11 protein-coding genes are annotated in these 12399 nt (G+C 73.5%); 3 read left to right on the top strand and 8 right to left on the bottom strand.

Annotated elements, in window-relative coordinates:
- Positions 1–121: 121 nt before the first annotated feature.
- The gene (locus ACE3QY_RS17910; protein WP_374457409.1) at positions 122–1201 is read right to left on the bottom strand and encodes a sulfotransferase family protein; all 1080 of its coding nucleotides are present in this window, start codon (positions 1199–1201) and stop codon (positions 122–124) included.
- Positions 1202–1279: 78 nt separating this feature from the next.
- Here ACE3QY_RS17910 and ACE3QY_RS17905 point away from each other — a divergent pair, with 78 nt between their 5' ends.
- Positions 1280–4021, top strand: a complete 2742-nt coding sequence (locus ACE3QY_RS17905; protein WP_374457408.1) for a stealth conserved region 3 domain-containing protein — start codon at positions 1280–1282, stop codon at positions 4019–4021.
- Positions 4022–4143: 122 nt separating this feature from the next.
- On the opposite strand, the gene ACE3QY_RS17900 is transcribed toward ACE3QY_RS17905, so the two are convergent.
- On the bottom strand, positions 4144–5226 hold the full coding sequence (locus ACE3QY_RS17900) for a DNA polymerase domain-containing protein (RefSeq protein ID WP_374457407.1): 1083 nt from the start codon (positions 5224–5226) through the stop codon (positions 4144–4146).
- Between the two features lie 51 nt (positions 5227–5277).
- Between ACE3QY_RS17900 and msrB the strand changes: the two genes are divergently transcribed.
- Positions 5278–5676: a peptide-methionine (R)-S-oxide reductase MsrB gene (gene msrB, locus ACE3QY_RS17895; RefSeq protein ID WP_374457406.1), complete on the top strand. Its 399-nt coding sequence runs from the start codon at positions 5278–5280 to the stop codon at positions 5674–5676.
- Here msrB and ACE3QY_RS17890 read toward each other — a convergent pair.
- Positions 5660–6802, bottom strand: a complete 1143-nt coding sequence (locus ACE3QY_RS17890; RefSeq protein ID WP_374457405.1) for a LuxR C-terminal-related transcriptional regulator — start codon at positions 6800–6802, stop codon at positions 5660–5662. The two genes, msrB and ACE3QY_RS17890, sit on opposite strands and share 17 nt — an antisense overlap.
- Before the next feature lie 176 nt (positions 6803–6978).
- Here ACE3QY_RS17890 and ACE3QY_RS17885 point away from each other — a divergent pair, with 176 nt between their 5' ends.
- Entirely contained in the window at positions 6979–8364 is a 1386-nt protein-coding gene (locus tag ACE3QY_RS17885; protein WP_374457404.1) for an FAD-binding oxidoreductase, read from the top strand.
- Between the two features lie 96 nt (positions 8365–8460).
- On the opposite strand, the gene ACE3QY_RS17880 is transcribed toward ACE3QY_RS17885, so the two are convergent.
- From ACE3QY_RS17880 to hemG, 5 genes are all read right to left on the bottom strand, one after another.
- Positions 8461–9312, bottom strand: a complete 852-nt coding sequence (locus tag ACE3QY_RS17880; RefSeq protein WP_374457403.1) for a hypothetical protein — start codon at positions 9310–9312, stop codon at positions 8461–8463.
- A gap of 38 nt (positions 9313–9350) precedes the next feature.
- Positions 9351–9764 (bottom strand): rhodanese-like domain-containing protein, encoded by a 414-nt coding sequence (locus ACE3QY_RS17875; protein ID WP_374457402.1) that lies wholly within the window; start codon positions 9762–9764, stop codon positions 9351–9353.
- Positions 9761–10249 carry a cysteine dioxygenase family protein gene (locus tag ACE3QY_RS17870; RefSeq protein ID WP_374457401.1) on the bottom strand — a complete coding sequence of 163 codons (489 nt, stop codon included), beginning with the start codon at positions 10247–10249 and terminating at the stop codon, positions 9761–9763. Before ACE3QY_RS17870 ends, ACE3QY_RS17875 begins: the two co-directional genes overlap by 4 nt.
- Positions 10250–10339: 90 nt before the next feature.
- Positions 10340–11035, bottom strand: coding sequence for a hydrogen peroxide-dependent heme synthase (gene hemQ / locus ACE3QY_RS17865; RefSeq protein ID WP_374457400.1), 696 nt, complete (start codon positions 11033–11035; stop codon positions 10340–10342).
- Between the two features lie 4 nt (positions 11036–11039).
- Positions 11040–12395, bottom strand: coding sequence for a protoporphyrinogen oxidase (gene hemG, locus ACE3QY_RS17860; RefSeq protein ID WP_374457399.1), 1356 nt, complete (start codon positions 12393–12395; stop codon positions 11040–11042).
- Positions 12396–12399: the final 4 nt, after the last annotated feature.

The raw sequence follows: 12399 nt of genomic DNA, 5'->3' as shown, positions 1-12399 counted from the left end.
CCAGCACCCGCCCACTCGGTGTAGTCCAGTGGCAAACGGCTGCCTCCCGGCCGTCACAACGACCATCTGCCACTGAACTACCCCGGACCCCGAGGAGGTCGGCGGGTGTGTGGTCGGTGAGTCAGCCGCGCGGGCGGCGGACCCGGCGTACGACGGCGCGGCCCAGGATCGAGGCGGCCTCGCGCCCACCGACGTTCTGCGGGCGGCCGGCCCGGCGGGCCTGGTCGAGCTCGCGGCGCAGCTGCTGCACCGTCGCGCGCTGGGCGTCGCGGGCCTCGCGGGCGGCGAGGGTCGACTCGGCCTTGGTGTGGTCGAAGGTGAGGGCGACGGCGTCGGCGTAGCGGGCGTTGTAGTCGTCGTGGATCCGGTCGAGCGCCATCAGGGTGTCCCGGTCCTTCGGGGAGGTCGTCAGCACGCCGAGCAGCTGCCACACCTCCTCGGCCATGTCGCGCAGCCAGTCGGGGGTGCGCACGTCGTCCCAGGTGAGCTGCGACTTGCGCATCGACGGCTCGATGAAGTCGTCCACCGGGTGGTGCTCGGTGGAGGAGAGGTCCGTGTTGAAGTCGAGCTCGAGCTGCTGCTGCACCGGCGCCAGCGCGACCCGCCAGTCGGCGAGCAGGTCGACGTACCTCACGAACGAGCGCTTGTGGCCGCGGCCCGCCTGCTCGGTGAGCAGTGCCGCGTGCACCCAACCGGCGACGTTCGACGTCTCCTTGGTCAGCCGCAGGTCGTCGGACTGGCTGGAGAGGTAGGCGATGTCACGCGAGCCGACCACCTCGGCGGGGTGGCGCAGGGCGGTGAGCCACCGCAGGTCGGCGCCGAGCTCGGCGCTCACCGACTCCCACGCCGCGGCGAACCAGAAGGCGTGCGGGTCCTTGACGACGATCTGCTCAGCGTCGAGCTGGCCGGACAGCCACTCGCGGAGCTCGGCGGTCGGCTCGCCGGAGGCGAGGTAGTCGGCGACCAGGCCGACGGCGGCGGGACGGCTGTCGATGTTGAAGAGCGCGAGCTCGCGCAGGTGCCGCTTGTGGAAGTCGATGACCCACTGCGGCTCGTAGAAGCCGCGCGGGTTGGTCTCCGACGCCTCGACCTCGGGCTGCGGCACGTGGAGGCCGAGCCGCTTGAGGGTGCCCGCCAGCGAGCTGGTGCCGCTGCGGCCGGAACCGGACACGAGGACCAGCGGGGTGGGGGACGTCGGCATGCGGGTCACCCTATCGGCCGGCGTCCCACCTCCTAGGATCGTGGCGACCGCAGTCGCCGAGGACAGGACACCGGACACGTGGCACTCACCGACAAGGTGCGTTCGGCCGTACGACGGGTGCGCCGCGACGGCCCGCTCGACATCGTGTTCGTGCTGTTCAACGCCGACGGCATGGGCGGCACCGCCCGCTCCGGCATCGCGCAGGCCAACGCGCTGCTCGGGCTCGGCGAGGGCCACCGGGTGCGGATCCTGAGCGTCACCCGCAGCGGCGCGTCGACCCACTACCCGCTGGTCGACGGGCTCGAGGTCACCTACCTCGTCGACGTACGCGGTGAGCGGGCGAGCGCCGTCAACGGCCGCCACCCGGCCGAGCTGGCCGAGCGCGAGTCGGTGATCGTGCCGCGCTCGTGGGACGCGACGTTCAACGCCCTGACCGACGCCACGATGCGTGAGGCGCTGCCCGCGCTGGACGCCGACGTCCTGGTGACCACGACGCCCGAGCTGCTGGCGGTGGTCGCCCAGCTCGCGCCCGCCGAGGTGGCGCTGGTCCACCAGGAGCACCGGGCGTCGTCCAGCCGCGTCAACGACCTCGGAGCCCTGCTGGAGTTCGCCCCGCGGGCCGACGTGGTGGTCTCGCTGACCGAGTCGATGTCGCGCTGGCTCGCCGGCCGCCTCGGGGGCGCCGCGCCCGAGCTGCTCGTGATCCCCAACCCGCTGCCGGCCGAGCCGCAGCCGCGCTCGGCGCTCGACCAGAAGACGTTCGTCACGGCCGGGAGGCTGGCGCCGGAGAAGCAGTTCGAGCACGTCGTCGACGCGTTCTGGCGCATCCACGAGGAGATCCCCGGCTGGACCCTGCGTATCTGGGGCGACGGTCCGCGCGCCGACAACCTGGCCGCACAGGTCCGCAAGCTCGGCCTCGAGGACCGCGTCGAGCTGCCCGGGACGACCGACGACATGACGGCGGAGTGGACCCGCGCCAGCGTCGCCGTGCTCGCCTCGCGCGCCGAGGGCTACCCGCTGGTCCTGCAGGAGGCGATGTCGGCCGGCGTGCCGCCGGTGTCGTACGACTGCCCCTCCGGCCCGCGCGAGATCATCACCCACGACGTCGACGGACTGCTGGTGCCGCCGGCCTCCAAGGCCGCGCTGGCCGCCGCGATGCTCCGCATCGCCGGCGACGACGACCTCCGCACCCGGCTCGGTGCCGCGGCGCTCGAGCGCTCGCAGCGCTGGGACGGGCTGACGCTCGCCCGCCGGTGGGTCGACGTGTTCCGGGGAGCCATGGCCCGCCGGGCCGACCCGCTCGCCCCGCGCCGCGTGCTGCACGGCCTGCGCCCCGGGCCGATCGGCGACCTGCCCGAGACCTCCGGGGCCCGCGGGGTCACCCCCGCCCAGGCACGTACGACGTCCCTGCAGGCGCTCACCGCCGCCGCTGCGGCGACCGGGGACGGCTGGTTCGTGGTGCCCGCGCGCGGCCTCGACCCGCACCCGTTCGTCGTCGTCCCGTCGACCCGCCGCGGCGACTTCCTCACCGCCCTGGCCGCCGCAGGGGTCCCGGACTGGCTGTCGGTCCGCGAGCCCGCCGAGCGCGGCTGGCCCGAGCGGCGCGGGACGGTCGCGGCGATGACGTCCGAGCTGGCCCGCAACCGCACCGCGTCGCTGTTCCTCGAGCCGTGGCCGATGCGCGGCGGCCACGACGGCGTGCTCGGCGAGGGCGTGGAGATCGGCGTGCAGTTCTGGGAGGAGTCGCCCGACGGCGACCTCCACGCGCCCAGCCTGAACCGCTTCGGCGACCGCGTCCCGGCCAGGACGCCTCGCACCACGATCGAGGTCGAGGGGGTCGCGGTGCCGACCCTGGAGACGATGGCGCTGGCGACGGTCGACGACTGCCGCTTCGACGTCGACGTCGTCTACACCTGGGTCGACGGCGACGACGAGGCGTGGCTGGCCGCGCGCGACGCACGCATCACCGAGCTCGGTGGCACGCCCAGCGCCCGGGCCGGCGGCGCGCAGCGCTACCGCAGCCGCGACGAGCTGCGCTACTCGATGCGCAGCCTGCACCTCTTCGCGCCGTGGGTGCGGCGGATCCACCTCGTCACGGCCGGCCAGGTCCCGTCGTGGCTGGACACCTCGCACGACCGGATCCGGGTCGTCGACCACCGCGACATCCTCCCCGAGGCCGCGCTGCCGACCTTCAGCTCGCACGCCATCGAGACCCGGCTGCACGCGGTGCCCGACCTGGCCGACCACTTCGTCTACGTCAACGACGACGTCTTCCTCGGCCGCCCCCGGCGGCCCGAGCACTTCTTCTCACCCGGCGGCCAGTACGCCGCCTTCGTCGCCGACCACCGCGCCGTCGGCCTCCCCGGCACCGACGACCGCCCCTACCTCACCGCCGCCCTCAACAACCGGCGGATCCTCGCCGACGCGTTCGGCGTCAACCTCACCCAGACGATGATGCACAGCCCGCACCCGCAGCGGCGTACGGTCCTCGAGGAGATCGCGGCCCGCTTCCCCGCCGAGGTCGAGGCCACCACGCTCGCGCCGTTCCGCTCGGCGACCGACGTGTCGATGCTGTCGTCCTTCGCGCAGAACTACGGGCTGATCACCGGCCAGGCCTTCCGCGCCACCGCCCACCACGGCTACGTCGACCTCGGCCACCAGCAGCTGCCGGTCCAGCTCAAGCAGATGCTCAACCGCAACCGCGACTTCTTCTGCATCGCCGACAACATGCTCGCCGCCTTCGACGAGGAGCGCGCCGACGGCCTCCTCCACGACTTCCTCGAGGAGTACTTCCCCATCCCCGCCCCCTGGGAGAAGTAGCCCTTCTCCTGTGCTCCTCGGTTTCGACACGGGCGCGGGGCGCCCTGCTCAACCAGCGGAGAGAGCCCGTCGGTTGAGCAGCGAGCGAAGCGAGCGTGTCGAGACCAGGGCTCCTCGGCCGCTCAGTCGGCGATGCGGTTGCCGTCGGCGTCCCAGTGGGACTCGACCTTCTTCGACGGCTGTACGCGGGGCGGCTCGCCGGGCATCTTCGGGTGGTCGGGCGGGAAGTTGAGCTCGACCGGATGCTCGTCCCACAGCGCGAGCGGCACGTCGAGGCTGCAGTGCACGTCGTCGATCGTCGCCCAGGGGTCGCCGTCCGAGGCGAGCCGCTCGGGCACCGTGAAGAGGTTGAAGCCCGAGGGGGACGTCAGCGTCGCGAGCTCGTCCCACGTCACCGGGGTCGAGACCGGGGCGCCGGCGATCGGGCGCAGGGAGTACGCCGAGGCGATGGTGCGGTCACGGGTGTTCTGGTTGAAGTCGACGAAGATCCGCTCGCCGCGCTCCTCCTTCCACCACGCGGTCGTCACGCCGTCGTCGCGCTTCTCCAGCTCGCGGCCGATGGCGATCGCGGCGTGCCGCACGGCCGCGAAGTCCCACTCGGGGCGGATCCGCACGTAGATGTGCACCCCGCGGTTGCCCGAGGTCTTCACGAATGGGATCAGGCCCATCTCGTCGAGCAGCTCGCGCGCGACCCCGGCGACCCGCACGGCGTCGGCGAACGTCGTACCCGGCTGCGGGTCGAGGTCGATGCGCAGCTCGTCGGGGTGGTCCACGTCGCTGCGTCGCACCGGCCAGGGGTGGAAGGTCAGTGTGCCCATGTGCGCGCACCACACCGGCACCGCGATCTCCGTCGGGCAGATCTCGTCGGCGGTCCGGCCGGAGGGGAAGGTGATCGTCGCGGTCTCGAGGTAGTCGGGAGCGCCCTTGGGCACGCGCTTCTGGTAGAACGCGTCGGCGTTGCGGTCCTGCGGCCCGGTCGCCAGCTTCATCCCCTCGCGCACGCCGGAGGTCCACCGCTCGAGCGCGGTCGGCCGCTCGCGCAGGGCGCGCATCAGCCCGTCCTCGACGCTGGCGAAGTACTCCGCCACCATCAGCTTGGTGACCTCGGGCGTCGTCTCCGTCGCCTCGTAGATCACCCGCTCCGGCGAGGAGATCCTGACCTCGCGATCCCCCGCCCGGACGTACGCCTCTGACGCCTTCGCCATGTCGAGACCCTAGCCGTACGCCGGGCTGGAGCGGCTCCGTAAACTCGAGGCATGGCCTACGACGTTCAGAAGACCGACGAGGAGTGGCGCGAGCAGCTCAGCCCCGAGGAGTACGCCGTCCTCCGGCAGGCTGGCACCGAGCGGGCCTTCACCGGCGAGTACACCGACACCGAGACCGAGGGCACCTACTCCTGCAAGGCGTGCGGGTCGGAGCTGTTCACCAGCGACACCAAGTTCCACTCCGGCTGCGGCTGGCCGAGCTTCTACCAGCCGGTGACCGACACGGTGGAGTACATCGAGGACACCTCCCACGGCATGAAGCGGGTCGAGGTCCGCTGCGCGCGGTGCGGCTCGCACCTCGGCCACGTCTTCCCCGACGGCTTCGGCACCCCCACGGGCGACCGCTACTGCATCAACTCGATCAGCATCACGCTCAACGAGAAGAAGTGAGCGCGGGGGCGAACCAGCCCGACGGGCTGAGCTCCTCGCCCATCCGCGGGACGTACTGCTCGAAGTAGACCCGCGAGATCAGCTCGCGCCGGCTGCGCACGTCGGCCTTGAGGAACACCGTCTTGAGGTGATCCTGCACGGTCCAGGGCGAGACGTGCAGGCTGGCCGCGATCTCCTTGGTGTCCAGCCCCTGCAGCACCAGCTGCGTCACGTCGCGCTCGCGCGGCGTCAGGTCGAAGGCCGCGACGACCAGGGGCACGATCTCCGGCGGGCGCGCCTCCTCGATCGTGACGACCACGTCACCTCCTGCTCCCGAGAGCGGGGCAGCGTGCAGCACCAGCCAGGTGCCGCCGGCGGTGCGGATCCGCGAGCGCGGCTGGACCGACGTCTCGCCGCGCGCCAGCCGCCGGGCGGCGCCCACGAGCGCGGAGACCATGCCGGCCGGGTCGCCGTGGACGTCGCCGGTGCCCAGCTCCATCAGCCGGACCTCGGCGCCCAGGCTCATCTGGCGCACCGTGTCGTCGGCCCCGACGATCAGCACGGCGGGGCCGCCCGCCACCGGTACGACCTCGGACGAGGAGAGCCGGCAGAGCATGCCGGTGCGCACGCCGCGGGCGAACACCTCGGTGAGCGAGGCCATGAACTCGATCTCGGCGGTCCCGAACGGCGCGTCCTCGGGCCCACGGAACAGCGCCATCGCGCCCCACGCGGCCCCGGCCTCGCGGAAGACCAGCCGGAGCTCGTCGGCGAAGCCGAAGTTGGGCTTCATGAAGCGGCTCATCCGCCCCGACCGCTCCACGTCGCCACCGGTGAGGGCGTGCACCCCGGCCGCCGGGACCGCGGCACGCGCCAGCTCGCCGAACGCGGTGGGCTCCACGGTGCCGTACTCGATCAGGCCGAACTCGTGGTCATGGGTGTTGGTGTCGGCCAGCGCGCCGTACTTGCGGGCGCTGGTGAGCAGGAACGTGGCCGGGTCGTGCGTGCCGAGGCACACACCGACCGACGGCACGGCGCGGCCGACGGAGTCGACCGCCTCAGCCAGGAAGGTCTCGAGGTCGAGCCCGGCGCGCGAGAGCACGTCGACGTCGCGGCGTACGCGCTCGGCGAGCACAGCGGTGGCGGGCATGCACACGAGTGTCGGGGACGACCGCGCTCGGGCGCACTCCCATAACTCTGGGAAGTCCACTGGTCCAGATCAGTGGGTCGCGAAGTCCCCTGCCGACTGGGATCGCCCCGGCGCGGCCACGGGTCCCACGCTCGTCGGGTCAGCACATCCGCACGACCCGATCGAAGAAGGACCAGATGAACAGCATCGACCTGAGCACCCACACCGGCCGCGCCGACAGCCTCCGCGGCCTCTGCGGCGGCGCCGTCCACCTCCCCGGCGCCCCCGGGTACGACGCCGCGCGCACGCCGTGGAACGTCGCCGCCGACCTCCGCCCGGCCGCCGTGGCGGTCCCCCGGGACGCCTCCGACGTCGCCGACGTCATGCACGCCGCGCTCGACGCCGGCCTGCGCGTCGCCCCGATGAGCACCGGGCACGCGGCCGCCCTGCTCACCCTGGACGACCTCGCCGACGTCGTCGTGGTCCGCATGTCCGGGCTCACCGGCGTCACCGTCGACCCCGACGCCCGCACCGCCCGCGTCGAGGGCGGCACCCTGTGGCAGGACGTGGTCGAGGCGGCGGCCGCGCACGGACTGGCCGCGCTCCACGGCAGCTCCCCCGACGTCGCCGTCGCGGGCTACTGCCTCGGCGGCGGCATCGGGTGGTACGCCCGCAAGCACGGCTTCGCCGCCGACAGCGTCCTCGCCGTCGAGCTGGTCACGCCCAACGGCGAGCTGCTGCGCGCTGACGCCGAGCACCACGCGGACCTGTTCTGGGCGCTGCGCGGGGGCGGCGGCAACTTCGGCGTCGTCACGGCCCTCGAGATCAGGCTGCTGCCGTTCTCCGACGCGTACGCCGGCATGCTGCTGTGGGACCGCGAGGCGGCGCCCGAGGTGCTGCGCACGTGGGCGCGCTGGACGGCCACCGCGCCAGACGAGGTGACCACGTCGTTGCGGGTCATGAGCTTCCCGCCGCTGCCCGAGCTGCCGCCGTTCCTCAGCGGCCGCCAGCTGGTCGTCGTCGACGGCGCGTTGCTGGCCGACGACGCGGTGGCCGAGGAGCTCCTCGCGCCGCTGCGGGCGCTCGGCCCGGAGATGGACACCTTCGCGCGCGTGCCCGTCACCGCCGTGACCCGGATCCACATGGACCCCGAGGGTGCCGCTCCGTCGGCGGCGGACCACACGCTGCTGGCCGACCTGCCGGAGGAGGCGATCGAGGCCTTCCTCGCCCAGGTCGGCCCGGGCACGAGCACGTCGCTCCTGGCCGCGGAGCTCCGCCAGCTCAGCGGTGCGCTCTCCCGGCGGACGCCCGACGGAGGAGCCATCGGCGCGACCGACGCTGCGTTCGCGGCCTTCCTCGTCGGCATCGCGCCGGTGCCGGAGGCGGTCGCGGGGGTCAAGGCCGATGCCGCCCGCGTCGTGGCTGCGCTGGAGCCGTGGTCGGCCGCCCGCGAGCTGCCCACCTTCGCCGAGCACGGGGACAGCGCCCGCCGCTGCTACTCCGACGCCGACTGGGACCGGCTCCGCGCCCTCCGGGCGCAGGTCGACCCCGGCGGCCGGATGCGCGCCGGCCACGTCATCTGACGCTGCTGTCCCGAGGTAGTGAGGGACGTTCTGGTAGGTGATCCAGCGGATTTCCCTACCAGTTCGTCCCTAACTACCTCGGGTCGTGCCGCGTGGTCATGAGACGGGGACCAGGGCCGAGGTGACCCGGACGAGTCCCTCGCCGTATGTCGCGTCGGCCCAGTCCTGGATCGACCCGTCGTCGAACACCACCTGGGCATCGAGGGAGTCGGGGGCCGTCGACCCGCTGGTGAGCAGCTGCTCGCCGAGCGCCGCCTGGAGCTCCTGGTTGATCGCGTTGAGGTCGGCGTCGGTCTTCTCGACGGTGGTCACGCACAGCGGCCCGCCCCAGGTCTCGCGCAGCGTCGACTCGGCGGCCTCGGGGTCCCCGGTGACGGCGACGTTGATGGTGTCGCCGCTCAGCCACGAGGTGGCGTACATCGGAAGGGCGGAGGCGGCGGCGAGGGTGGCGTCCAGGTCCTCCGGGGTCGCCTTGTCGGCGTCGGCGGTGGTCGGGTCGTCGCAGGCGGGCTCCAGCCCGCCGGCCTCGGGCTCGGCCATCGGGTCGTACAGGGCGGCGGGGATCGCGTCGGTGGCCGTGAACGTCGTGCCGTCGAACGTGCCGGTGACGGCGTAGCTCCCCCATGTCACGCCGGCGGCCTTCTCGGCGCCGACGTCGCCCCACTCGAAGCCCTCGAGCTTCGGTCCGCCGCACTGGGGCGGGTACGACTCGGCGACCGCACCGAGGCACAGCTCGGGACCGGTGCCGCGGTCGAGCACCGTGACCAGTCCGCTGGTGCGCACCTCGCCGTCGGGGACGGGCGAGGGCACCTCGCCGGGCGCGGCCGTGGCCGAGGACCGCTCCCCTCCCCCGGCAGGGTCGACGGCGCGCATCTCGCCCTCGGTCGAGCAGGCGGCGAGCGACAGCGCGGTGGCGGCGAGGGCGAGCGTCAGCGGAGGTGTCCTCATGCCTCTGGGACGTTACCGGTCCGGTGCCGGTTCCGGGGTCAGGCGTCGCGGCACGCCACCGGCAGGAACGCCTCGCGCCACGCCTTGAACCCGCCGACCACGTCGGTGGCGTCCAGCCCGAGGCTGCGCAGCGAGTCGGCGGCCAGGCTGGAGGTGTAGCCCTCCTGGCACAGCACCAGGACCCGCGCGTCGTACGCCGCCTCGGGCAGGCGCGCGTCCGAGCGCGGGTCGAGCCGCCACTCGAGCACGTTGCGCTCGATCACCAGCGGCCCGACGGCGGGGTGGACCTCGCCCTCCGCCTCGCGCTGTGCGGCGGGGCGGATGTCGACGAGGAGCGCTCCACCGAGCGCCTCGCGGTAGGCGGTCTCGGCGTCGACCCGGTCGAGGCGGGAGCGGGCGTCGTCGAGCATGGCGTCGATCCCGGCGTACCGGCCCTGCGTCACGGCGGTCACCACAGCTCCCCGCGCTGCTCGACGCCGGTGACCTGGAGCCGGCCGCGCACCAGCTCGTAGCGGGTCATCGCCGCGAGGGACGGGGCATAGGCGTGGAGCGACACCGCGGTGCCGCTGCCGTGGTTGACCACGTCGTGGATGTGGTTGCCCTCGAACTGGCGCAGCTGGCCGGTGGCGAGCGTGCGCGCAGTGGCGACGCCGGCGAAGGTGTACTCCGTGAGGGTGCCGCGCAGCACGGTGAAGGCGCCGCTGGCCGACCCGTGGTCGTGCCAGCCGGTGCTGCTGCCGACCGGCCAGGTGATCAGCCACAGCTCGGCGCCGGACTCGGTGCGGGCGTCGAGCCGCACCCACGTGCGCTCGGGGAGGGTCAGGTCGACCGAGGCGAGCAGGTCGTCGTCGAGCAGCCGGGCGGCGATGGCGTCGCGGGCGTCGAAGGACGTATGGGCGCGGGTGCCGGAGTGGGCGGTGGGGAAGGTGGCAGTCATGGCGATCTCCTCAGTAGAACAATGTTGAGTAACTTACTCTACATTGTCCCATCGAGAGGATCCGCCCATCCCAGGAGACGCGTGTCGGCCTCAGGGCAGGCGGGCGAGCAGCTCCCCCGGGGTGACGCGGGCGCCGGTGTAGAACGGCACCTCCTCGCGCACGTGCCGGCGCGCGTCGGAGGCGCGCAGCTCACGCATCAGGTCGACGATGCGGTGCAGGTCGTCGGCCTCGAACGCGAGCATCCACTCGTAGTCGCCGAGGGCGAACGAGGCGACGGTGTTGGCCCGCACGTCGGCGTAGCCGCGGGCCTGCTGGCCGTGCTCGGCGAGCATCCGGCGGCGCTCGGAGTCCTCGAGGAGGTACCACTCGTAGGACCGCACGAACGGGTAGACGCACACGTGCGCGCGCGGCTCCTCGTCGGCGAGGAAGGCCGGGATGTGCGACTTGTTGAACTCGGCCGGGCGGTGCAGCGCCATCTGCGACCAGACCGGCTCGAGGCGGGAGCCGAAGGCGGTGCGGCGGAAGGCGTTGTACGCCGCCTGGAGCTGCTGGGAGTCCGACGCGTGCCACCAGACCATGAGGTCGGCGTCGGCGCGCAGGCCGCTGACGTCGTAGAGCCCGCGGACGATGACGTCCTGCTCGGCCAGCACCTCGAAGAGGGCCTCGACGTCGGTGGCCTCCGCACTGCGGTCGGCGTCGCCGAGGACGTCGCGGAGCCTGAAGACCGACCACATCGTGTAGCGGATCGTGTCGTTGAGTTCCTTGGTGCGCGCAGCCTTGCTCATGCCCTCATTCTGCCCGGGTGACCGAGGCCACAGCGCGGCGGGCCGACCCGATGACCGCCGGGATGCCGACCCCGTCGTACGCCGCTCCGCACACCGCGAGACCGGGCAGCTCGTCGACCCCCGCGCGGATGCGGGCCACCCGGTCGACGTGGCCGACGGCGTACTGCGGCAGCGCCCCGCCCCAGCGCTGGACGTGCGTGTCGAGCGGGCGCGCGGTGATGCCGGCCATCGCGGCGAGGTCGGCGAGCGAGACCCGCACCAGCCCCTCGTCGTCCGCCTGCAGCGTCGACTCCTCGCGGTGCCGGCCCAGGGAGGTGCGCAGCACGACGACGTCGGGGTCGAGGTCGCGCACCCAGCCCCACTTGGCGAAGGAGAACGTCGAGGCCTTGATGGTGCGCTGCTCGACGGGCGGGACGAGGAAGCCCGACCGCTCGAGCAACGCGTCCGGCACGTCCTGCGCGCGGAACGCGAACGTCACGACCGCGACGCTGGCGGTCTCGACGCCGGCCAGCTCGTCGGCGGCGCGCGGTGCGACCTCGCCCAGCAGCCGGGCAGTGGGCGCGGCCTGCGTGGCCAGCACGACAGCACCGGCCTCGATGGTCTCGGGGTGGGTGGTCGGACCGACCGTGACGGCCCAGCCCGACGGCGTACGCCGCAGGGCGCGGACGGTCGCCGAGGTCCGCACCTCGAAGCCGCCGCCGTCGGCGATGAGGCCGGGGAAGCGGCCCATGCCTCCGGGCAGGGCGGCGAAGACGGGGGTCGTGGACGTCGGCACGGCGGCGGCCTGCTCCAGCAGGCTCCCCCGGCGCGCCATCGCGAGCAGCTGGGGCACCGCGGCCGCGGCGGAGATGCGACGGGCGTGGCCGGCGTACACCCCGCCGAGCAGGGGCTCCACCAGCCGGTCGACGATCTCGTCGCCGAGGCGGGCGGCCACCAGGTCGCCGACGGACACGTCGTCGTCGACCTCGGTGTCGTGCTCGGCCCGCGCGCGGGCCAGCCCCTCGGGGCTGAGCACACCGCTGGCGGCGAGCTGGTCGACGTCGAACGGCACGCCCATCAGTGACCGCGGCATCGCCCGCAGCGCTCCGCGGGACCAGACGCCGGACGTGGCCGTGGTCGGGTGCACCACCTCGGCGCCGATCTCGGCGGCCAGCCCGACCCCCTCGGGCCGGCGGGCGAGCATCGCCTCCGCGCCGACGTCGACGGTCAGCCCGGCGACCTCGTGGCTGCGGAGCTTGCCGCCGATCTCGGGCGAGCCCTCCAGCAGCAGCACGTCGCGCCCGGTCGCCGCCAGGTCCCGGGCGGCCACGAGGCCTGCGACACCACCACCGACGACCACCACGTCCCTGTCCCGCACCACAGGG

The sequence above is a fragment of the Nocardioides sp. genome, from assembly GCF_041913365.1.
Classification (GTDB): domain Bacteria; phylum Actinomycetota; class Actinomycetes; order Propionibacteriales; family Nocardioidaceae; genus Nocardioides.
This window is presented reverse-complemented; position numbering and strand designations above follow the sequence as displayed.

Bases quoted from the DNA above. Each gene is read 5' to 3' on its own strand.
- ACE3QY_RS17910 (WP_374457409.1), bottom strand. From the start codon at position 1,201: ATGCCGACGTCCCCCACCCCGCTGGTCCTCGTGTCCGGTTCCGGCCGC.
- ACE3QY_RS17900 (WP_374457407.1), bottom strand. From the start codon at position 5,226: ATGGCGAAGGCGTCAGAGGCGTACGTCCGGGCGGGGGATCGCGAGGTC.
- msrB (WP_374457406.1), top strand. From the start codon at position 5,278: ATGGCCTACGACGTTCAGAAGACCGACGAGGAGTGGCGCGAGCAGCTC.
- ACE3QY_RS17890 (WP_374457405.1), bottom strand. From the start codon at position 6,802: ATGCCCGCCACCGCTGTGCTCGCCGAGCGCGTACGCCGCGACGTCGAC.
- ACE3QY_RS17885 (WP_374457404.1), top strand. From the start codon at position 6,979: ATGAACAGCATCGACCTGAGCACCCACACCGGCCGCGCCGACAGCCTC.
- ACE3QY_RS17880 (WP_374457403.1), bottom strand. From the start codon at position 9,312: ATGAGGACACCTCCGCTGACGCTCGCCCTCGCCGCCACCGCGCTGTCG.
- ACE3QY_RS17870 (WP_374457401.1), bottom strand. From the start codon at position 10,249: ATGACTGCCACCTTCCCCACCGCCCACTCCGGCACCCGCGCCCATACG.
- hemQ (WP_374457400.1), bottom strand. From the start codon at position 11,035: ATGAGCAAGGCTGCGCGCACCAAGGAACTCAACGACACGATCCGCTAC.